We start from the raw sequence: 20,276 nt of genomic DNA on the forward strand, positions 1-20,276 counted from the left end.
ACCCAATACTCGGTTACCCTTTCAACATTTCTTCTCTTAATCTCTTTCTGACCGTCCAGAAGCCGAGCATTTGGACTGTGTTTCAGCAGCGATTCATTCAGTCCCATGTTTTATGTTTTTACCTCATCCATAAACACTGATGAATAACCTTAAAATAAACGTATTCTTATTTACCCCCAAACCGCTCCATGAGCAGTCACACTTTTACTATTTTTTATAAATGCATTTAATTAACACAGACAGGCTATTTATAATTGCCATATCCTATGACATAAAACAAAAAGTAGGTGAGACTATGTCAACCTGTCAAAGACTTGCAGATATCATCGGAGGCGAGGTGATTACATCTACCCCTGTCTGCCTCGTTCAACGCCTTCGAGATATTGATGCCACTATTTTAGGCCGTCGTACCCGTTCCCCATTAGCCCTTCCGTTTGCTTTATCCTTTGAAAACCCAGTTAACGGGAAAACGCTTAATCTCGGTGAAACCGTCATCCTTCAGAATGAAATTAATCCATTTTTATCTGCGTTGCGGCAAAGAGGACTTATTGTAACAGCTGTCCATAACCATTGGCTTTTTGATAACCCTCGGCTAATGTACATGCACTGGGAGAATGTAGGCGATCCGTTTAGGTTTGCCAGAAATAGTTTTGATGCAGCCGTAGAGGCAGGTCTCTTCAAAAATTCCTCACAGATGTCATTTATGGATTAATCACGGCTTCAAAGGTAAAATTATAGATTTATCCATTTTGTAATCTGTACTTCTTTAATCTGAGAAGAGTTTTTCCCTAACTTTGCTGATTAAGGACTGTTTGCTCTACTTATTGTAAAAGTGGTTGAAACATCTCTAGTCTATTTATCCTTCTTCTATAAATAGTTATTTTCATTCATCAATTTGTACCTTTCGCCAACCGCCTGTCCGCTCATATAGTGCATTATTTCCTGACAAGGAGGTGCTACTTTTGGGGTATTGTGGTGGATACAGCGACGGCTATAGCAGCGGCAGTAGCTTTGCACTGATCGTCGTTCTGTTTGTTCTTCTGATTATCGTGGGCGTTTCCTTTGTGAAATGGTAAAGAACAGGGTCCGTCAAGACTAACAAAAAACATTTCTAGAAGGGCACCTCACACACGGGTGCTCTTTTGATTGACTCATTGCCATCTCTTCCCTTTAACCTCTTGCCATCCGAATCCCCCCGTAAAGAACCGTCCTGTTCCTTCATCATCGTCATTGCCGTTTTGTTTCCTCTCGCCGAATTTCACCTTTTTTCCTGGCTCTCTTTCTCCCGCCCCATTTTTCATCAAGAGGCGAATACCGATTTTTTTTTACTTATTTTTCTTTTCATCTTGCATATATATTTATGTGAGGTGATCCGGGTGGCCGATCTGGAAAATACTTGTCAACAATTTGCAGATATTTTTCATGGACAATCTAAATTAGAAAACGGCGTCTGTTTTGTTACATTGCGTAGAACTTTTCATGTAACTATTCAAGGAAAGACAAGTGTTGATGTAGCTCACGCTGAAATCTCTTTTGAATCACTCGACCCATCAGGAAATGCACTTAATTTAGCCGAAATCGCTGTCCTTCAAGAAGAAGTGCCTCGATTCGTTTGGTCGCTGTCACAACAAGGGATCATCGTGAGCGCCATTCATAATCACTGGATTTTTACAAACCCTGTCCTTCTATATGTCCATCTGCAAGCTGTTGAACCGCCTCTGATGTTCGCTAAGAAACTTGCAAATTCTTTTATACATTTGAACAGTAAGCCGGTTTCTTGACTGAATCGTCGTACTGCGAATGAACGTCTTCCCATCTTTAGTTCGTTAATTTCATCGATCAATTCATTGTTTTTATCGATCAGTATGTTAACCATCCCAGCTAGTGCAATGACATTACCGCGAGCAATGACGAAAAATGCCAATTCGGTCAGAGTTACGTAATCTACTTTTTATTTTTTTGATCACATGCACATTCTCCCTTCGTTTAAGCTGTTGATAAATACTGCAGTAATTCAGATTTCCAATCTCTTTCCGATAATAATATTGGAGGTGAATCTCTTGGATATTGCGGCTTTATCAACTAGCTTACAACAATCTTCACTTAGCCAGAACATTAGCATCGCTGTAACGAAAATGTCCTTGGATAATGCACAGCAAAATGCAAGCCAGATGATGGACATGCTCCAAGCTCCACATCCCACTTTAGGTCATGTCATCGACCTAAAAGGTTAAGCGAATGGAAAAAATGTATTCTAAAATAGGATACATTTTTTTCTGCTTTTTCTGCCCTTAATCAAGTGAACAAAGAACTTTTAAATAGGATAGACTATCTTCCAATCGCATGTTTACAATTAGGCAGAAATCCAGTCAGATCATTAAAATTTGTTTCGAACACTCATTTTAGACATTAAAGGGATAAGACTTTCCGTAACCTGCTGAACAAGGGCAGGATCATCAGACAAAAGTTTCTGATTCTGCTCTGTCGCTATCTAGGACAAGAAAATGGGGAGACTTGACCTTCAGTAACAACTAACTGATGATCCATTCAGCTTATTTTTTTATTTTGAAAAGTCGTAGACTATTTAAAATAACCAGCAAGGCTGCACCAGTATCACTGAGTACAGCTAACCAAAGCGTCAACCAACCTGGGAAAATCAAGATAAAGGCAGTTGCTTTGACAATTAGAGCAAAACTAATATTTTGTTTGATAATGTTTAAGGACTTTCGACTCAGAGAAATGGCGAACGGCAATTTCTCCAGATTATCAGCCATGAGTACAAGATCAGCTGTCTCCATTGCTGTATCTGATCCAGCACCACCCATAGCAATACCTAGATCTGCGTGGGCGAGGGCAGGAGCATCGTTAACTCCATCACCAACCATAGCTGTTTTAAGTCCTGAAGTTTGGAGCTTCTTAATCGATGAAACTTTATCTTCCGGAAGCAAATCAGCAAAATAACGTTTAATGCCTGCTTCTTTTGCCACATTCTCAGCTGTTTTCTGATGATCACCGGTCAGCATTACCAAATCATGGATGCCTATTTTTTTCAGCTTATTTAGTGCCGAAAGAGTTGTTTCTCGAATCGTATCCGATACGCCAATAACACCAATCAATTCTTTATCCGTTCCAATCATGACCAGAGTCTGACCAGATTCTTGCAGTTTCTGTGCCTGGCTATATTCACCCAGAGTGCCGACCCCTTTTTCACGGAACAGTTTTAGGCTACCCGCATAGTAAACGGTTCCTGAAATTTTAGCTTGAACACCTTTACCGGGAATATTTTGATAATCCTCACCGGAAAGAGCCAGTATATTTTTATCATTAGCGTAAGCCGACAGACAGCTTGCAATAGGGTGCGTTGAGTAATGCTCTAAGGTCTTAGTCAATGAAATTAAGTGTGACTTATCCCCAGTAAACGTGATAATGCGAACAACCTTTGGTTTGCCTTCTGTGATGGTTCCGGTTTTATCAAAAGCAATGGCTTGAATCCGACCGGCTTTTTCTAGAAAGGCACCACCTTTAATTAGTACACCTTGTTTTGCTGCATTGCCAATCGCAGCGACAATGGCAACCGGCGTTGAAATGACAAGGGCACAAGGGCATGCCACAACGAGCAGTTCCAACCCTCGATAAAACCATGCGCCCCAGGTTCCGAGTCCGATAATAGGCGGTATAATCATGACAGCGAGAGCCAGCATAAATACGATCGGCGTATAAATACGGGCAAAACGATCAACAAATATTTGGGTTGGTGCTTGTTTCTCCTGAGCTTCTTCAACCATTTGAATGATCCGGGCAATGGCTGTATTCGTAGATAATTTAGTAACCTGACACTCAAGTGTTCCGTTTTCGTTTAATGTACCAGCAAAAACGGTATCTCCCTGACTTTTGTCTACGGACATGGATTCACCCGTAATGGGTGCCTGGTTAACACTCGATGCACCATGAATGACCTCACCATCGAGCGGAATGCGTTCTCCTGGTTTCACGATCATTATTTCTCCGACAGTGACGGCACGAACTAGCTTTTTAATGATTGAATCGCCCGTTTTAATCCATGCTTCTGCAGGAGCAACCTTCATCAGATCCCCAATAGAACGGCGAGTTTTTTCAACCGAACGATTCTCCAAAACAGCACCTACAGCAAACAACCAGACGACTGTTGCAGCTTCAAACCATTGATTAATGAACACAGCACCGATGGCTGCCGCAGACATGAGAACATTCATATCAAGCGATCGGCTTCTTAAAGCGTAATAAGCACTTCGCAAAGGCTGCCGACCACTAATGACAAGAGCGAGACCATAAAAGACATTTTCTAAAACGAACGGGAACGAAGTGAAAGATAGAATAAATCCAGCGGCAATACAGAAACCTGAAATCAGAATTTTCCAAAGTGATTGATGAGAATGCACACGCTGAACGGATTTCTGCTCACCATGTATTTCCGGTATCGCTTGATAGCCGATTTTCTTAACTTCCTGTTGGATGCGTTCAACAGAAAGAGCATGACTGATGGACATCTTTCCTGATGAAAAATTTACCTTAACGTCCTGTACCTCCGGGAAACGACTCAAATGTTTCTCAATAGATCTTGCACAGGCTCCGCAATCCATTCCCTCGATTCTGTAATTTTCTCTAATCGATGATTCGTTTTGAGAATTTGAATCTTTTTCAAGCTTTACCTGATATCCGAGTTTGTTTAATTGTTTTGGAATGGAGGAAAGGGCGTTGGAGTCTGAATAAGCTACATGCATTTTTCCTGTACTGTAATGGACCTGAACGCCTGTTATTCCCGGCATCTGTAACACGCTTTTCTCAATCGTTCGGGCACAAGCTGGGCAATCCATTCCACTTACCCGATAAATTGCTGATAGAGAGTCACCGTCAAGAGCCAAGACTCCTTTTAAATAGTGCTCTTGTTTCTCATCCTCGTTACCGCAACAATCATCCTTACAGGAATCTTCACTTTTTTCATTTTTACAGCAATCATCATCACAGTCGTCGTCTTCGTTACAGCAATCATCGTCGCCGTGATCATGATGTCCTTCTTTGCGGCAACGGTCATCTTGACTATCTGCACAGCAGTCACAAGTGTCTAGTTTCACAGCTAGGCTGCCACTTATCGCATAACAGTTACAGCAATTACATTGTTTTTCAACACATTCGTGTGATTCATGATGATTACATTTTGAACAATTACATTGCTTTGTTAAAGAATCAATAGGTGTTAGTTTGATCTCTCTCATTTTTAACATCTCTTTTCTATTTTTAGGCCATTCTTTCGTTGTTCTGATTTTCAGTTGACCTTTGATGTAAAAAAACAAGTTTTACAAGTTGGCGGACATAGTCATCATTTAGGGAATAATAAACAAATTTCCCATCTTTACGCGAATGAGCTAAGCCCATTTTTTTTAGTAATCGCAAATGGTGAGAAGCTGTTGCTTTAGAGCAACCAACAACCGCACAAACATCGCAAACACATAGCTCTTCCTCAAGTGTTAATATATGAACAATTGTTATTCTTGTTTGATCTGCTAATAATTTGAAAAGGTCGGCAACCTCACAAGACCGACTACCCGACAATTCATTTCTTAAATACACAACCTTGTCTTTATGAATACAGGTAACTTCGCATACATCCTGTTGCTTACTCATTTTTTTCCTCCAGTCAAACGTTCATTTGACCATAGTATACGTTTGGTGTGGCTAATGTGCAAATAATCATTTGACTATTTTTTTCTGTTTATTACTGGTTAAAGTCGCTGTTCTGCTAAAGCCGATAATACCCTGCCTCACTTTCGGTATGGCCAATTTCTATAAGAATTTTAAATCGCTGATGGCCACCGACAAGTTTTCCTGTTCCCTTGTTCCATATTAACGGATCCACATAACCGAATTCCTTGATCGATCGTTCCAGTTTCTGAAGTCTCATTATCTTATCCTCCTCAAAGTAAAAAGGGCACCAACCGAGCGCCAAAACGCTCGCTCAGTGTCCCCAGGCTTTCCTATCTTGGACAAATATTTCTTTATCAATGATCGAAGTGGACAACTTCTAGAATCGCTTCAAAAAATCTGATACCGCCTGATAAAAGGCTAACGGTTCACAATCATGAATCGTGTGATCACTGTGTTCAAAAAAATGATATGACGTATTTTTTCTCCATTTCACCATCTCAATGATTTGTTCATCAGAGACTATATGTGAGTTTTTACCGTGAAGCAAATGCGTGGGGCAGTCTGTCGCGAGAAAATCTGCCCACCAATCGCCATTTAAATGAACCTGAGAATCGGGTAGGTTTTCCTTATCGAATCGAAAATGCCAGCCAGATTCATTTTCATACGCACTCTCAATAACATAGCCATAATCCTTAATTCCAAATTCCTTAAAGCTTTCTCCCAGAGCTTTCAGTGTTGATGCGGAGTCAACGATTGAACGCGCAAACGATAGATCATCTTCAACAACTGCACCGATGCCTTCAATGATTAATCCGCGAACACGTTTTTTTCTTCTGGCAGCTACTCTTGTTCCGAATGTGCCGCTACGTGGTCATAGTCATTCATTTTGTACACTTTCATCATTGCTTTTTCACTCCTTCGCATGAGCTGTCATCTACCCGTTTAGTTAGGCATTTCAATCATTCCACATTTATCTCTCCGCTCATATACTGCATCATCACTTGATAAGGGGGTGTCGTTATGGGAGCTCCAGTTGCTGGTTGCGGATGCGGATACGGATATGGTAGTGGTAGTGGTTTTGCGCTACTTATAGTCCTATTCATTTTGCTGATCATTATTGGCGCTACATTTTGGTATTAATCTCCCATTCCGCTCGTGAGCACCAGCCCATTCAGTCATCATCTTCTGTAAAGGACACCTCGCACCCGGGTGTCCTTTTTAATCACTTCTTCTCCTTGACCTATTGCCACCCATTCCTCAGCTGCAGCACCGTTCCCATAATAGTCCGCCCACATTTCCACGATCTTCCTTATTCCGCTTACTCCCTTAAATCACCTTCAACCATCTCCATGTTTGTCATTTCATCCTATGTTTGCGATTATTGGGTTTGCTTTTAAAATCGATAAATACGATTTTGTCCGTATTGTACAACGATTCACGTCGCCAAAATATCCTGCTAATCAGAGCTGACCAAACAATGATTATCCTTTTGACTCATTTATCATTGAGTAGTGAACACACATTCGGTATGATTGAACTGAAGAGTACGTTCAGAAGGAGATCCTATTCAAATGAAACAAATAAAGAAAATTAAAAAACCTGACCTTCCGGCAACTTTGCCACTGATAGAGTTTCGGGAGATCAGTGGGCAGGAAGAACCATTGCTTGGAAACGGTTTGGTTACAGGAACATGCCTGGATGACGAACACGTGGATCATTTGGTCCTCTCTAAAGTAATCTTTAAAAATGTTTCCCTGATAAATGTTCAACTGTACAAATTGACATGACCGATGTGATTTTTGAAAACTGCAATCTTTCCAACGCCAACCTCCAGAATGGGTTAATCTACAGGGTAAGTTTCAAGGACTGCAAACTGCTCGGAGTGAATTTTTCCGAAGCCGGTCTTAGCAATGTCACCTTTGAAAACTGTCAGGCGGGGCTGTGCAATTTTGTCGATACAACGCTTAAAACGGTGATCTTCGATCACACCTCACTCAAAGGCACCACTTTTGCCAATAGCCAGTTCAAGAATCCTGTATTCAATGCATGCGATCTTGACGATGCTTACATCGGTGAATGTCCACTTAAAGGGATTGATATCAGCAGCTGTAGCTATGACCGAATTAACGTTGATCTGAAACATCTTGCCGGCTGCATTGTTTCACCGCAGCAGGCAATTGGATTTGCCCGTCTGCTCGGTTTGGTGATCAAATCGTAAGTCTCAGCCCCATCTCTAATAGTTCAGTGCTACTGGGATCTGAGCCGGGATCTATTCCCTAATATCTTATTAGGGGGTGAATGAGGTAATAGATGACTGAGATAAGTTATTTCGACATGTTCAAAATTCCAGCAAAAAAATATTTCTGCACTTTGGTGGGGTGAAATAAAGGGGGAATATGAGTTAAAGGGATACGCATCTAAATTTATATTATTAACTAACTCAACCTTCGCAATTCAAAAATCGAGGTGATTGCCTGACACTACAAGATTCATGGCTTGTCAATTAGGGTTCTTGACTTAATGGAAAAACACCTTTCTCTTTGGTATAGTGAATTCTTCTGGATCTTCTCCATGAAGCTCTAGCCGGGACCAAAAATACGATCAAGAAGTGGATCACTTGTCAACTCCAGCAGTGGATGGACAGACTACCTAACTATATCAAGGCTTACCTGCCAGAACTAGGCTGCGAAAGTTGAGATAAATACAAATAAAGTTGTTTACTCAGAGCAGCCCAAACAGCGTTCTTCCGTTTAATTAAGTCGTCATGTAAAAAAAAATAGTTATATACTCATGTAGTCACCCCATGATTCAATCTAAGATTTCACGATAAAAAAGTCCTTTACTGCTTTATAATTAGAGAAATGGTCTGTTGTGCAGTTGACGGACAATGCGCAACAGTTCGATCGAATTTAGAAAGCTGAACCCAATCAGGAGAAAGTCGAGCCAAAACGCGAAAAAGTCGATCCGAAATATTGAAAAGTAGTACCGAATCTGGCAAAAGTCAAACCGAAAATAAGAAGTTGAACCGAAACGGGAAGAAGTCGATCCGAAATATTGAAAAGTAGTACCGAATCTGGCAAAAGTCAAACCGAAAATGAGAAGTTGAACCGAAACGAGAAAAAGTAGAACCGAAATATTGAAAAGTAGTACCGAATCTGGCAAAAGTCAAACCGAAAATGAGAAGTTGAACCGAAACGGGAAGAAGTCGAACCGAAATATTGAAAAGTAGTACCGAATCTGGCAAAAGTCAAACCGAAAATAAGAAGTTGAACCGAAACGGGAAGAAGTCGATCCGAAATATTGAAAAGTAGAACCGAATCTGGCAAAAGTCGAACCGAAATTCAAATTGGACCAAGCTGAGTCAACATGACAAAAAAGTTCAGCCATTATATATTGTCAGATCTTTACTTCACTCCTATCGATTTTATGAACAGTTCGTGTTTTACTGTGCAACATCAAAATGAAACAACTTTATTGTAATTTTTAAACGACTTTATTTGTAATTAAACATCTTTATTGTCATTCAACAATAACGTTTGGGCTGACTCTAGATCCCACCTATAAACGTGTGTTAATTCATTTTTGCACCCGATTTGCACCTTGATGATTTTTAGAAGGAGAAAACATGATTTAACAAAAGAAAAAAAGCCTTTAAACCAAGGCTTTTCGTTATGTCCCAGAAGGGATTCGAACCCATGACCCACGGCTTAGAAGGCCGTTGCTCTATCCAGCTGAGCTACTGGGACAAAATAAAATTGGTTGATAAGCATTCTTCGACGAATCATTCGACGACCTTTACTATTTTAGAGGGTAAAATCATATCTGTCAATGTCTGTCGGATTTTTTCATCTAAGATCATGGTGAGAAAATCGGGAGGGTAAATGCCCATTTTGACGATGTGCTTCCGCATGGCAATAGGAAACAGACTGCTTTCCTCGCGTGGAAATCGGCTGGCTCAAATGTTCAAAAAAAAGGTACGTCTGTCCCTGAACAGGGACGTTGTCAGGCCGTTTTCATATTCTGTAATAAACAGGCTTTTTCTCTCATTCATCTATACCTTTCTTTCAGATCGTGTTTACGTACAATGAATTATCAGGTTAACAATCAGGTTGCCTGATAACGCCGTGTGAGTGCCCTCCTCCGCATCACTCCTTGGGACACCTTGTTTAAGGTGTCCCTTTTAGTTTGAGCTGCTGTCTTCGTCTTTCCAAGGATATACTTTAGAGAAACCGGCAACCGGTTCGTCCGCGATGGTGTAGTAGGTGACTCCGATGGTCTTTTGATCGGGGCTGAGTTCGAGAATGGCATATGTACCTTCCTCATAGTTTTTGGGCAGGCGCAGACTGCCGGGATTGATGAAAATCATCCCGCCCTCCTTGAACGTTCCCGCAAAGTGGGTATGTCCGAAGCAGACCACATCCGCTTTTTCCTCCAGCCCTCTGTAGTACAATTTTGCCGGGGAATTCCGGACGCCGAGCAGGTGGCCGTGAGCCACCATAAATTTCAGCGGCCCGATTGTCCGAACTACTTCTTCTGGAAAGGTGCCCGGGCGATCGCAGTTTCCTTCCACCGCGATGTAGCCCTCCATTTCCCGGCTGCCCGGCGCAAGCTCCGAATCGCCGCAGTGGATGAAGGCTTCAACCTGTCCTTCGTAACGTTTTTTCAGTTCCACCACTTCCTGTGTCCACCCGTGCGTGTCACTGACGATTAGCCATTTCATTGGCCGGCTCCCGTCCAGCTGCTCCAGTTTTCACGCAGCCTCCGCAGCGCCTGTGCGCGATGGCTGATTTTATTCTTCTCCGCATCGCCCATTTCCGCAAAAGTCAGCTGTCTTTCCGGAATCAGGAAGACCGGGTCGTAGCCGAATCCGCCTTTTCCCCTTCGGCTGTTTGTTATCAGGCCTTCGCACCGGCCCTCGGCAAAATGGGTCGGCTGTCCGGGAACGCTGAGTGCCAGGACACAGACAAAGTGAGCGGTCCGTTCCCCCGACGGCACGCCCTTCAGCTTGCTCAGTAGTTTATCAATGTTATGTTCGCTGTTTTTGTCCAGCCCGGCATAGCGTGCGGAAAAGACACCAGGCTCTCCGTTCAGCGCGTCAACAGCAAGTCCCGAGTCGTCGGCGATCGTGATCATATTCATTTTTTGGGAAAGCGTTTCTGCTTTCAGTGCGGCGTTTTCTTGGAAGGTGGAGCCTGTCTCCGCTACGTCGGCGGTGATGCCGAGGTCCTTCAGCGAGCAGATCTCAGCATGGGAGTCCTCAAGTATTGCTTTGATTTCTTTTATCTTTCCTGGATTATTTGACGCTACCAGTACCCGGGTCACTTTTCCGTCCCCACCTTTTGTTCAGTCAGTATGTTGCCGATGACCGATTTCTCGGCATCGATCAGTTGATTGATCCCTTTTTTCGCCAGGTCGATCAGGTCGGACAGCTGCTGCTCGCTGAATGTCGCTTCCTCACCGGTGCCCTGTATCTCAACAAATTCGCCTTTTCCATTCATAACAATATTCATATCGACGTCCGTTGTGGAGTCCTCTTTATAGCAGAGATCGAGAATCGGACCGTATGACGGATGAATGCCTACAGATGTGGCTGCCAGATAGGACCTGACCGGGATTCTGGCGATCTGCTTTTTATCCAGAGCCTTTTTAAGCGCGAGGACCATCGCGACAAACGCACCGGTTATTGAAGCTGTACGTGTTCCTCCGTCCGCCTGGATGACGTCGCAGTCTACCCAGAGCGTCCGCTCCCCGATTTCGTCAAGGGCAACGACCGAGCGAAGAGCCCTGCCGATCAGACGCTGTATTTCCATGGTTCGCCCGCCCAGTTTTCCTCTCGACGATTCGCGTATGGTCCTCTCCGGAGTCGCTCTCGGGAGCATCGCATACTCCGCCGTTATCCAGCCTTTTTTCTGTCCGCGCATGAACGGCGGAACTTTATCTTCGATGGTGACGTTGCAAATTACTTTCGTCCGGCCGACCGTTATCAGCACAGAACCTTCCGGATGGATGATAAAATCCGGCACTATTTGAATCTGGCGAAGTTCGTCATTCGCTCTTCCATCTGGTCTCATCATATCAGCTGCCTCCGCATACCTCTCATTTTTAAGCATGATGTCTGAAAAGGGACAGCACGCTGCCCCTTTCTTACTATACCATATTTTTCTTAAAGAATTACAACCCCGCGGGACTCACCATGGAACGGGACACGGGGCCCGCAATCGTCTTTCCGGATTCCAGCATCACCTTATCCGAGCTGCCGACTTTAATCGACACCAGCCGGATTCCCTTTTCACCCGTCAGTGTCAGGACGAGACAGCGAAATGCGTCGTCGCTGATTGTTTTTGATTCCTTGTTCGCATAGAGCGCATCGTTGAAGTGAAGATACACCACACCGTTTTTTACCACCGGTTTTTCAACCAGTTCGGTTTCCGGACTGAATGTCGAGATGAACGCGCTTCCCGCAGGTTCATGTATCAGCGTGTTGACCAGACCGTACAGATCGTCCGATCCGGCCTGCGTCATCCGGACAGTCACAGGAACATCATAGGATTTTCCCTTATTGGAAGACAGATAGTATACAGTTGCCGGCACGCTGTCCGCTACATCCGCCACTCCGCCGAATGTTTCATTGATCCCATCCGAACGGGTCAGCCCCTGCCCGACCGGTTTTTTGCTGCCTGGCCACTCGTTCAGAATCCTGCCATTGACACGGATCGTCACCTTTTTTACAGTGTCGAACTGAGTCAGCGTCCAGACGACCGACTGGACAATTTTGTCCTGATCACCGGCCGGAGCATCAAGCAGTTCTCTTGAGAAATCGGCCGTCAGCAGCCCCTGCTGATCAAGAGAAACACTTTTGACTATCGTTCCCGCCGGCAAAATGGCCTGAAAACCGTTGGGCAGAAGATCCGTCACCGGCCCGTCCTGAGCGAGATAATCCAGCACTTGTTTGGCCGGCGCGTTTGATGCCGGCAGCGCAATGGTTTGCGGTGCGAGAAACCCGTTCGCATCAGAAAGATAAAGCTCTCTCTGAACGGATTTCAGGTTATTGGCCGTTCTGTTCAATTCCGATGGGCTTTTTACATACTGCACGCTGGATGGCTGGCGGTCGGCCGTTCCGCATCCCGCAAGCAAGGCCATGAACGCCAGCATGACCGCGGCCGTCATGACAGATGATCGTCGATACAACATAGCATACCCTCCCCCATGGGTTGTACTACCATGTATATGGACATCCCTCTCAAGTAGACCGCCGATCGGTAAAAATACGTTGTTATTCCGGGAGGCGAACGGTACGCACAAATGGGAGGAAGCCAGACGTCTGTTTGCCGATCGTTTCCATCATAACGGCTGATCCCGTCGTGTAAAACTGCTGCTCTGGCAGTGCGGAATACTCCCCCGATATTCTTATGGTCATTAAGGCCGGATTTGACAACGATGTACGAGTCATTCTAAGAAGCTGCAACGACAGTGGGTTCCAAGACAGTCAGCGTATTATCAACCGTGTTCAAATTAACTGTGGCGCCAATAGGCATCGCGGCTTTGTAGTAGCCATGAGCCGAAGTGATATTCGTCATGAGCGGTTTTCCGAGCGGAACGAGGATAGTGTTGATCACATCCTCGTAGGATGTTTGATATGCGGTGGGACAGCGGGTGCATTCCCCTATAAGGATTCCGGAGCAATCATTGAATTTTCCCGCCATTTTTAAGTGATTAAAATAGCGATACACCGTGTTAGCCGGGGCATGCGTCTCTTCAAGAAATAGAATTTTATTGGTTGTGTCAATTTCAAATCGCGTCCCTAATGTTCCGATAAAGGATGTCAGATTTCCGCCGACAAGGGGGCCCGTAACGTTGCCCGGAACCCTGCTCACCAGTGGAATCCCGGGCGGATTTTCGATAGGCCGCGGGGCTGTGGTTGTAGAAGTCGCCGTAAAAAACTGATCAAAATTATAGCTTGGGGTATTCGGTGAAAAATCGAAAAGCAATAAACTATTGAAAGCTATGAGATTTGCAAACTGGTACAGGCAATTCAGCAAAATAGTGATATCGCTGTACCCGCTGACAATTTTCGGATGACTTCGAATAAAATCAAAATCCAGATAGGAAAGAATTCCTGCTACACCCACGCCGCCTCTGGAAGAAATAATCATTTTTACATCGTCGTTATAAAACAAGTCCATAAGATCAGATGCGCGTTCCTGGTCCGTCCCGGCTAAAAAACCAGTTTCGTCATAGACATGCCGTCCGACGACCACCTGAAATCCCATATTCTGAAGGCCTTGAATGCCCTGATTGATGATGTTCGGATATAACGGACTCCCCAGCGTTGCAATGCCGACCGTATCTCCCGGCCGAAGTATCGGCGGTTTGGTAGCCACTAAACTCCCTCCCTAAGGCAGCTGCTAACATACTGTATTCAAAGGAAGCCTATAGGTGTAAGTGATCCGATACTTTTTGGCATAAGGTATCCTCTGGTTAATCCGCCAAAGTTGCGGGAACTTTCGAATTTCATCACAATCGCTTAACCTCATTTTCATCATGAGAAGCGCCTCAATACAATGTGGGTCCAGACGCTGTTTCCGTTCAGTCGGAAGGACAGCGATCCGAATTCGCTGCTCAACCGTTACCGCGACTGGATTCATGTGCGTGAATCCAGTCCTGCTCTGGTTAAGGGAGATATTCAAGACTTTCAGACCGGTGACAGCCGGATCCTGGGGTACACGCGAAACTTTAAAAATGACTCTGTTCTTGTCCTGAATAACCTCTCAGGCGAAACGGTCACGGTCAACGTGGATAAACAGGATTTTAAATCGGATGCCGCTTTATTCTCGGCTTTTGCCACAAACACCATCAATAAAGGCCATCAAAAGATGGAAATCACCATGCCGGCTTATTCTTCCATCTTCCTGAAATAAGAATAAAAACGGCGAATAGCTCAGAATTAAAAAAACAGGATGCAGTGATCTCAGCCGATCCTGTTTTTATATGGCAGCCTATTCTGTCCGGACTTGAGTCATTTAACCTTACAAGCTGACACCTATACGCAGTTCGCGGACGACGTCTCGGTGTTCAGCTTAACAAAACATGCCTATTGCCTATTCCGCTAATCCCCAGATTCGCATAGATTAGAAAAGTATTCAAAATTAGGGGAGGCGCGGAAATATGAATTTTGATGCCCAGCCATTTTATGCTCCGCATTATGAAGATTATAGAAATATGGACCCAGATTTGTACCAGCGGCCCGCCAGCCAGGAGCAGCATGTGCTTCATTTGATCAGCCCTGTTGTCAGCCATGGTTTGCGTGAAGCTCAGCATCTTGGTTATGAACACGCCTTAAGAGAAGCTGTCGCTATTGGTTATTTAATGGGAAGAGGACACGATTACCATACTGCCTGGAAAACGGTTGAATCCTGGTGGCATGCGCCTGGAACACACCTACCGACTCCATATTGATATTAATCAGGAAATGGGATCCGATCGGACCCCATTTTTTCTTTTCCAGCTGCTTAATCCCTTCCTAATTAGGCTTTTTTACTCATACCCACGGAACGAATCATAATATTTTTAAACGACAACCCCCCTAAAGTATTTAAAAACACCGTGAAAATCTAATCATACTTACCGGACACCTCCTTTTTCTTTGACCGCTTCGGAAGGAATCAGTGCCTTCATGGCTTTTGTACAAGAAAGAGGATACCCCTCACAAAATTCAACATTGTGAAAGGTATCCTCAAATAAGCCAATAGGACATCAATCTGTTTTATAGAGACTTTTTCAGTATTTCAGTCTCCAAAATATCCTTAATAACCTCGATTAATCATTTCATTTTACTCACCATGTCCATCATTTTTTCTACTACTTATCTATAATTTATGCGAATAAAATCGTAACTCTTTTTATCTAAAAAATCCGCTCCCGATTTTTGACCAGGAACGGATTCTCTTGCATTCTTATGAAACTAAAAATCGCTGTAATGATTAATCAATCGGAAACCGGCAGGACAGCTCCTTTATACTTTGTGTTGATAAAATCCTGAATCGCTTTCGAGTGAAGCACCTTCACAAGTTCTTTTACAGCCTTCTTGTTTTCATCGCCCTTTCGAACGGCAATGATGTTGGCATAAGGCGATTGAGAACCTTCGAGAATCAGCGCATCCTTTTTCGGATTCAGGTTCGCCTGCAGTGCATAGTTCGTATTGATTGCAAACAAATCAGCCGCGTTATTCTCATAAGCCTTAGGCAACAGCGCGGGATCGATCGGCTGCAGGAATTTCAAATGCTTGATATTATCGATATCATTTAATGTCGCCGTAATCTTATCTACACCAGGTTTTATTTTAACGAGTCCCTTTGACTCCAATAATAGCAGGATTCGGCCTTGTTCTGCCTTATTATTGCTGATCTGAACGGTTGCGCCGTCCTTTATGTCGCTGACCTTCTTATACTTCTTAGAATAAATGCCGAAGGGTTCAATGTGTATTTTCCCCGCACTTACAAGATCCGTGTGATTTTGTTTATTATATAAGTTCAAAAAAGGAATATGCTGGAAGTAGTTCGCATCAATCTGCTTCGAAGCCAGTGCCTTGTTCGGAAGGACATAATCCTGGAAAACCTTGATGTCCAGATTGATCCCTTCTTTCTTAAGAATAGGCGCCGCTTTTCTCAGAATTTCAGCGTGCGGAACAGGCGAAGCACCGACAACCAGAGTCGTCTGGGTGCCTGACGCATTCCCGCTGCTCTTTCCGCAAGCGGTCATCACAAAAATAACGGATAAAATGAGTGACAAGATAAGTATTTTTTTCTTCATTGTCTGTTCCCCCTAATAAGTATGCTGATCTGAATCGGAATCCATCTATAAATATACTCTATCTATCTTTTATCCACGCGGCGTGCAATGATGTCGCCGATGAACTGGATAATAAAAACAATCACCAGGATAATTATTGTTGCCACAAACGTGACATCATTATTATTTGCTTCGAAGCCGTCATTGTAAGCTAATGTGCCAAGCCCGCCTGCTCCGACAACGCCGGCCATTGCCGTATTGCCGATCAGCGCGATCAGCGTGACCGTCATTCCTGAAATAATGGAAGGCAAAGACTCGGGAAGCAGAACCTTCCAGATAATCTGAAACCTGGTGGCTCCCATCGATTGCGACGCTTCGATCACTCCCTTGTCCACTTCATGCAGACCGATTTCGACGAGCCTCGCAAAAAACGGAGACGCGCCGATAATAATGGAAGGAAGCGCAGCGGAAGCACCGATCATCGTTCCAATAATTAGAACTGTAAGCGGGATAAGCAGGATGATCAGAATGATAAACGGAATAGCACGAAAGATATTGACAAAGGATGATGTTATCCGGTAGGTGATCGCATTTTCGTACAAGCCCCCTTTTGCAGTTAAAAAGAGAACGAGTCCCAAAATCACGCCAAAAATAAAGGTAAAGACTCCGGAAACCAGTGTCATATACAGTGTCTGACCTGTCGCGGTCAACATCCCCATCCAGTCGACGTGAGGAAAAAGCTGATTCATGATGGCAGCACCTCGACTTTCACGCTTTCAGATCTGATCTGATCAATGGCGGACTGAACGGTATCCTGATGACCGTTAATCAGGAGAACCAGCGTCCCGTAAAAACCATTTTGTGAAGGCGCGAGTTCACTGACTATGATCGTCACACGAATCGCCTGATTATGAAGCAGCCTGTCCACGGCAGGCTGCTGGTCGGTTTTGCCGTCAAAATGCAGCTGCACTATTTTGCCATCAGGATTTGCTGATTGGAATTTTTCAATCCTGATCTGTTGTTTTAAAGGTGCCGCCACCTGTCCGACAAACTCCTTAGTGATAGCCTGCTGCGGACTCAGAAAGATATCTCTCACGGTTCCTTCTTCCACGATGCTGCCTTTGTCCAGAACGGCCACGCGATGACAAATTTTGTTGATCACATACATCTCATGAGTGATCAAAACAATGGTAATGCCCAGCGAACGATTGATATCCGACAGAAGCTGCAAAATCGAATCGGTCGTTTTAGGGTCCAGAGCAGATGTTGCTTCGTCACACAGCAATACCGCCGGATTATTGGCGAGTGCGCGTGCGATGCCGACACGCTGTTTCTGGCCGCCGCTGAGCTGGGAAGGATAGGAAGACGCTCTCCCTTCAAGTCCGACAAGCCGGATCAGTTCCTCGACGCGCTTCTTTCGCTTATCCTTTGAGAGTCCTGATAGTTCCAATGGAAACGCAATGTTTTCGGCAACCGTCCTCGACCAGAGCAAATTAAAATGCTGGAAAATCATGCCGATTTGTTTTCGCTCCCGGCTCAGTTCTTTCTCCGAAAGGGCTGACAATACATGCCCTGCTACTTCAACGCGTCCTTCCGTCGGCCGCTCCAGTAAATTAATCAGCCGAATTAAAGTGCTCTTGCCCGCCCCGCTGTAACCGATAACCCCGAAAATCTCCCCTTGTCTGACTTCAAGATTCAAATCGGTTAGAGCCTTCACCGGGCCGGCACTTGTCTGGTAAACCTTTTTTACATGTGTTAATCGAATCAAACATTCTGCCCCGCTTTCAAACCTTCTAACCCATTTTCAAACTGTTAAAATCAAATATGTTTAATGGGTTTTAAAACAATTAATTTTTTACTTTCTTTACTTTTGAGACAACCTTTTCAAAACTAAAGAAATCTCGCCACAGTCTTACTGTCTCCCTCCTTACGTTTCAGAACAACAAAAAAACCTCTCAAGAGAGGGGTTTGCTGAAAAACCCTCTCATCTCTCAGAAACATCTGTTTCTGCAGGAATTAGCACCTTCCAAGACTTGTCGAAATTGCCAAGTCCGGGGGTTGCCGGGCGTCATCGGGCCTGTCCCTCTGCCACTCTGGATAAGAGTTTGGTTTGTTATTCATTTGGTGTGTTAATAACTTACCACTTGATCATAAAGGTGTCAACCCGTTAAATAATGTTAGAAATTTCTTAATTAATTGCTTTGCTTGCATAGCGATTAATTTTTTCATACTGTTTCAAGGAACGAATCTGCAGCTTTTTTGCTTTTGTGAGACCCCCAAAAAATAGGACGAGTACCTGACCGACCAGGTACTCGTCTCTGCTTTAAGCAACGCCCACACTTCAGCTAATTTTTTTTACGTGACACGAACAACGGAAATGAAAGTCATCCACGAACTATTCACGCCTCATTATCTGTAGGCTTTATCTTACAATTTAGTTCTTAGTCTGAAAATCGTTTATATATATTTGTCGGCAAATCCGACCAGTTCCCTGATTTCAGTTTTGGCTGCTTTGGTCAGCACCTTGTTGTCGTTCAGCATCTGCTCGCCCCGCGCTTTTATGAAACGCAGATAATCTTTATTTTTTGTCTGAGCATAACCCTTTTTCGCCTGGTGCATATCCCGGAAGTCTCCGGCAGCCTGTTTTGCCAGTAAATAACGTCCGATTAAAAGCCCGATCGCGAGCGACAGAGAAACAATCGTTCCCCAACCGCCGGTCAGCTGATAAAGAAGTATCCCGATCACCATGAGCAAAGTTACCAATTTTGCGGAGCTGATGACATAGGCTTCGCCTCTCTCGCCCCTGACTGCCTCTCGCAAACTGTTTAACATTGTTCTCCCCCTCCTTGAGCACTTATTTCATGAACTATGAAATCAAATTTTTTCCCGTCCATTTTTCAAGGAACACGTGCAGATCTGTCCCGACCTGCGGCCTTCGATCAAGCCATGGTTTATAGTCCGAAGATGCCCGCCCAGTAGCCGAGAATACCGACAACGAACATTCCGAAGATAATCCAGATCGCATTCACATTACGTTTCAGCAGCCACATGCAGGCAAAGGTCATAAGCAAGGCGACCATCCCGGGAAGCAAAGAATCCATAATATTCTGAAGAGAAGTACTGATGACATGACCGGCTTGTTTGTAAGACACGAGAACAAGCGGCATTTTTATAGTGGTCCATTTGGAGACAAGAGAACCCATGACAAACAGCCCAAGCACTGAAGCCATCTGTGTCAGCTTTTTCAGACGGTTTCCGGCAACGTCCTGAACAATATCCGTTCCTTGTCTGTAACCCAATTTAAATCCATACCATCTGGTCAGCATCCGGATAATATTGATGCCGAAGAAGAACAGCAGCGGGCCGAGAATGCTGCCGCTCAGTGCCAGAGAAGCGCCAAGCGCCGCCAGAATCGGACGGGCCGTTCCCCAATAAATCGGATCGCCGATCCCTGCTAGAGGGCCCATGAGCCCGACTTTCACGTTGGTAATTGCCGCTTCGTCAATATCGGCTCCGGCCGCCTTTTTCTGTTCCATAGCTGCTGTAACCCCAAATATTGCCGATGCGGGCCATGGCGTCGTATTGAAGAATTCCAGGTGACGTTTTAAAGCGGCGGCCTGATCTTCTTTTTTATGGTAAAAGCGTTTAATCGCCGGGATCATGGTCACGCAAAATCCGATGGCCTGCATACGTTCAAAGTTAAAGGAACCGAGCATGAACGTACTGCGCAGGTAGGTGCTGAACATATCCTTTCTCGTCAACGGTTCAACTTTTCTTATTTCTGTTGATTCAGTCATTTTTATACC

The 20,276-nt window shown here is 44.3% G+C and carries 22 protein-coding genes, 1 tRNA gene, 1 pseudogene and 1 riboswitch; of the genes and pseudogenes, 10 read left to right on the forward strand and 14 right to left on the reverse strand.

Annotation, left to right across the window (positions count from 1 at the left end):
- The first annotated feature begins 295 nt into the window (after positions 1-295).
- From IEX81_RS00960 to IEX81_RS00975, 4 genes are all read left to right on the forward strand, one after another.
- Positions 296-712, forward strand: coding sequence for a DUF1259 domain-containing protein (locus tag IEX81_RS00960; protein WP_188800909.1), 417 nt, complete (start codon positions 296-298; stop codon positions 710-712).
- Positions 713-953: 241 nt separating this feature from the next.
- The gene (locus IEX81_RS00965; protein WP_373292305.1) at positions 954-1,076 is read left to right on the forward strand and encodes a YjcZ family sporulation protein; all 123 of its coding nucleotides are present in this window, start codon (positions 954-956) and stop codon (positions 1,074-1,076) included.
- Positions 1,077-1,376: 300 nt separating this feature from the next.
- Positions 1,377-1,781: a DUF1259 domain-containing protein gene (locus tag IEX81_RS00970; RefSeq protein ID WP_188800914.1), complete on the forward strand. Its 405-nt coding sequence runs from the start codon at positions 1,377-1,379 to the stop codon at positions 1,779-1,781.
- Between the two features lie 279 nt (positions 1,782-2,060).
- Positions 2,061-2,234 carry a YjfB family protein gene (locus IEX81_RS00975; protein ID WP_188800916.1) on the forward strand — a complete coding sequence of 58 codons (174 nt, stop codon included), beginning with the start codon at positions 2,061-2,063 and terminating at the stop codon, positions 2,232-2,234.
- A 318-nt stretch (positions 2,235-2,552) separates the two neighbouring features.
- On the opposite strand, the gene IEX81_RS00980 is transcribed toward IEX81_RS00975, so the two are convergent.
- The 3 genes from IEX81_RS00980 to IEX81_RS00990 all read right to left on the reverse strand — a co-directional run bounded on the left by IEX81_RS00980 (position 2,553) and on the right by IEX81_RS00990 (position 5,938).
- Complete coding sequence (locus IEX81_RS00980) at positions 2,553-5,252, reverse strand: heavy metal translocating P-type ATPase (RefSeq protein WP_188800918.1); 2,700 nt, start codon at positions 5,250-5,252, stop codon at positions 2,553-2,555.
- Between the two features lie 22 nt (positions 5,253-5,274).
- Entirely contained in the window at positions 5,275-5,661 is a 387-nt protein-coding gene (locus tag IEX81_RS00985; RefSeq protein WP_188800920.1) for an ArsR/SmtB family transcription factor, read from the reverse strand.
- Between the two features lie 115 nt (positions 5,662-5,776).
- A complete protein-coding gene (locus IEX81_RS00990; protein ID WP_373292306.1) occupies positions 5,777-5,938 on the reverse strand; it encodes a ParB N-terminal domain-containing protein in 162 nt (53 codons plus the stop codon).
- A 764-nt stretch (positions 5,939-6,702) separates the two neighbouring features.
- On the opposite strand from IEX81_RS00990, the gene IEX81_RS00995 reads away from it, so the two are divergent.
- The 4 genes and pseudogenes from IEX81_RS00995 to IEX81_RS16940 form a co-directional block, all read left to right on the forward strand.
- A complete protein-coding gene (locus tag IEX81_RS00995; RefSeq protein ID WP_188800929.1) occupies positions 6,703-6,822 on the forward strand; it encodes a YjcZ family sporulation protein in 120 nt (39 codons plus the stop codon).
- A gap of 431 nt (positions 6,823-7,253) precedes the next feature.
- Positions 7,254-7,469: a hypothetical protein gene (locus tag IEX81_RS16530; protein ID WP_229727416.1), complete on the forward strand. Its 216-nt coding sequence runs from the start codon at positions 7,254-7,256 to the stop codon at positions 7,467-7,469.
- Positions 7,466-7,900, forward strand: coding sequence for a pentapeptide repeat-containing protein (locus IEX81_RS01000; RefSeq protein WP_229727417.1), 435 nt, complete (start codon positions 7,466-7,468; stop codon positions 7,898-7,900). Before IEX81_RS16530 ends, IEX81_RS01000 begins: the two co-directional genes overlap by 4 nt.
- 337 nt (positions 7,901-8,237) lie before the next feature.
- Positions 8,238-8,378: pseudogene (locus IEX81_RS16940) on the forward strand (IS4 family transposase); the annotation flags it as partial.
- 976 nt (positions 8,379-9,354) lie between these two features.
- Here IEX81_RS16940 and IEX81_RS01005 read toward each other — a convergent pair.
- The 6 genes from IEX81_RS01005 to IEX81_RS01030 form a co-directional block, all read right to left on the reverse strand.
- Positions 9,355-9,428 (reverse strand) — tRNA-Arg (locus tag IEX81_RS01005).
- A gap of 434 nt (positions 9,429-9,862) precedes the next feature.
- A complete protein-coding gene (locus IEX81_RS01010; RefSeq protein WP_188800931.1) occupies positions 9,863-10,402 on the reverse strand; it encodes a metallophosphoesterase family protein in 540 nt (179 codons plus the stop codon).
- A complete protein-coding gene (locus tag IEX81_RS01015) occupies positions 10,399-11,004 on the reverse strand; it encodes an XTP/dITP diphosphatase (protein WP_188800934.1) in 606 nt (201 codons plus the stop codon). The genes IEX81_RS01010 and IEX81_RS01015 overlap by 4 nt, the downstream gene beginning before the upstream one ends.
- The gene (gene rph / locus IEX81_RS01020; protein WP_188801418.1) at positions 11,001-11,753 is read right to left on the reverse strand and encodes a ribonuclease PH; all 753 of its coding nucleotides are present in this window, start codon (positions 11,751-11,753) and stop codon (positions 11,001-11,003) included. Before rph ends, IEX81_RS01015 begins: the two co-directional genes overlap by 4 nt.
- A gap of 100 nt (positions 11,754-11,853) precedes the next feature.
- Positions 11,854-12,873, reverse strand: a complete 1,020-nt coding sequence (locus tag IEX81_RS01025) for a GerMN domain-containing protein (protein WP_188800936.1) — start codon at positions 12,871-12,873, stop codon at positions 11,854-11,856.
- Between the two features lie 260 nt (positions 12,874-13,133).
- Complete coding sequence (locus IEX81_RS01030) at positions 13,134-14,063, reverse strand: S66 peptidase family protein (protein WP_188800938.1); 930 nt, start codon at positions 14,061-14,063, stop codon at positions 13,134-13,136.
- 180 nt (positions 14,064-14,243) lie between these two features.
- Between IEX81_RS01030 and IEX81_RS01035 the strand changes: the two genes are divergently transcribed.
- Together IEX81_RS01035 and IEX81_RS01040 are read left to right on the forward strand one after the other, a co-directional pair.
- The gene (locus IEX81_RS01035) at positions 14,244-14,600 is read left to right on the forward strand and encodes an alpha-glucosidase C-terminal domain-containing protein (protein WP_188800940.1); all 357 of its coding nucleotides are present in this window, start codon (positions 14,244-14,246) and stop codon (positions 14,598-14,600) included.
- Positions 14,601-14,847: 247 nt separating this feature from the next.
- Positions 14,848-15,138 carry a hypothetical protein gene (locus IEX81_RS01040; protein WP_188800942.1) on the forward strand — a complete coding sequence of 97 codons (291 nt, stop codon included), beginning with the start codon at positions 14,848-14,850 and terminating at the stop codon, positions 15,136-15,138.
- 528 nt (positions 15,139-15,666) lie between these two features.
- Here the strand turns inward: IEX81_RS01040 and IEX81_RS01045 are convergent.
- The 5 genes from IEX81_RS01045 to IEX81_RS01065 all read right to left on the reverse strand — a co-directional run bounded on the left by IEX81_RS01045 (position 15,667) and on the right by IEX81_RS01065 (position 20,267).
- A complete protein-coding gene (locus IEX81_RS01045; protein WP_188800944.1) occupies positions 15,667-16,491 on the reverse strand; it encodes a MetQ/NlpA family ABC transporter substrate-binding protein in 825 nt (274 codons plus the stop codon).
- Between the two features lie 62 nt (positions 16,492-16,553).
- The gene (locus IEX81_RS01050; RefSeq protein WP_188800947.1) at positions 16,554-17,219 is read right to left on the reverse strand and encodes a methionine ABC transporter permease; all 666 of its coding nucleotides are present in this window, start codon (positions 17,217-17,219) and stop codon (positions 16,554-16,556) included.
- Positions 17,216-18,238: a methionine ABC transporter ATP-binding protein gene (locus IEX81_RS01055; RefSeq protein ID WP_188800949.1), complete on the reverse strand. Its 1,023-nt coding sequence runs from the start codon at positions 18,236-18,238 to the stop codon at positions 17,216-17,218. Before IEX81_RS01055 ends, IEX81_RS01050 begins: the two co-directional genes overlap by 4 nt.
- A 213-nt stretch (positions 18,239-18,451) precedes the next feature.
- Positions 18,452-18,574: riboswitch (SAM riboswitch) on the reverse strand.
- A 353-nt stretch (positions 18,575-18,927) separates the two neighbouring features.
- Positions 18,928-19,302 (reverse strand): hypothetical protein, encoded by a 375-nt coding sequence (locus IEX81_RS01060; protein WP_188800951.1) that lies wholly within the window; start codon positions 19,300-19,302, stop codon positions 18,928-18,930.
- Between the two features lie 119 nt (positions 19,303-19,421).
- On the reverse strand, positions 19,422-20,267 hold the full coding sequence (locus IEX81_RS01065; RefSeq protein ID WP_188800953.1) for a PTS system mannose/fructose/sorbose family transporter subunit IID: 846 nt from the start codon (positions 20,265-20,267) through the stop codon (positions 19,422-19,424).
- Positions 20,268-20,276: the final 9 nt, after the last annotated feature.

Origin of the sequence: Sporolactobacillus putidus (genome assembly GCF_014647035.1) — a bacterium.
GTDB lineage: Bacteria > Bacillota > Bacilli > Bacillales > Sporolactobacillaceae > Sporolactobacillus > Sporolactobacillus putidus.

Excerpts from the sequence above, each read along its gene's own strand:
- IEX81_RS00960 (WP_188800909.1), top strand. The coding sequence starts at position 296 with ATGTCAACCTGTCAAAGACTTGCAGATATCATCGGAGGCGAGGTGATT.
- IEX81_RS00980 (WP_188800918.1), bottom strand. The coding sequence starts at position 5,252 with ATGAGAGAGATCAAACTAACACCTATTGATTCTTTAACAAAGCAATGT.
- IEX81_RS00985 (WP_188800920.1), bottom strand. The coding sequence starts at position 5,661 with ATGAGTAAGCAACAGGATGTATGCGAAGTTACCTGTATTCATAAAGAC.
- IEX81_RS00990 (WP_373292306.1), bottom strand. The coding sequence starts at position 5,938 with ATGAGACTTCAGAAACTGGAACGATCGATCAAGGAATTCGGTTATGTG.
- IEX81_RS00995 (WP_188800929.1), top strand. The coding sequence starts at position 6,703 with ATGGGAGCTCCAGTTGCTGGTTGCGGATGCGGATACGGATATGGTAGT.
- IEX81_RS16530 (WP_229727416.1), top strand. The coding sequence starts at position 7,254 with ATGAAACAAATAAAGAAAATTAAAAAACCTGACCTTCCGGCAACTTTG.
- IEX81_RS01000 (WP_229727417.1), top strand. The coding sequence starts at position 7,466 with ATGACCGATGTGATTTTTGAAAACTGCAATCTTTCCAACGCCAACCTC.
- IEX81_RS01010 (WP_188800931.1), bottom strand. The coding sequence starts at position 10,402 with ATGAAATGGCTAATCGTCAGTGACACGCACGGGTGGACACAGGAAGTG.
- rph (WP_188801418.1), bottom strand. The coding sequence starts at position 11,753 with ATGAGACCAGATGGAAGAGCGAATGACGAACTTCGCCAGATTCAAATA.
- IEX81_RS01025 (WP_188800936.1), bottom strand. The coding sequence starts at position 12,873 with ATGTTGTATCGACGATCATCTGTCATGACGGCCGCGGTCATGCTGGCG.
- IEX81_RS01035 (WP_188800940.1), top strand. The coding sequence starts at position 14,244 with ATGTGGGTCCAGACGCTGTTTCCGTTCAGTCGGAAGGACAGCGATCCG.
- IEX81_RS01040 (WP_188800942.1), top strand. The coding sequence starts at position 14,848 with ATGAATTTTGATGCCCAGCCATTTTATGCTCCGCATTATGAAGATTAT.
- IEX81_RS01045 (WP_188800944.1), bottom strand. The coding sequence starts at position 16,491 with ATGAAGAAAAAAATACTTATCTTGTCACTCATTTTATCCGTTATTTTT.
- IEX81_RS01050 (WP_188800947.1), bottom strand. The coding sequence starts at position 17,219 with ATGAATCAGCTTTTTCCTCACGTCGACTGGATGGGGATGTTGACCGCG.
- IEX81_RS01060 (WP_188800951.1), bottom strand. The coding sequence starts at position 19,302 with ATGTTAAACAGTTTGCGAGAGGCAGTCAGGGGCGAGAGAGGCGAAGCC.
- IEX81_RS01065 (WP_188800953.1), bottom strand. The coding sequence starts at position 20,267 with ATGACTGAATCAACAGAAATAAGAAAAGTTGAACCGTTGACGAGAAAG.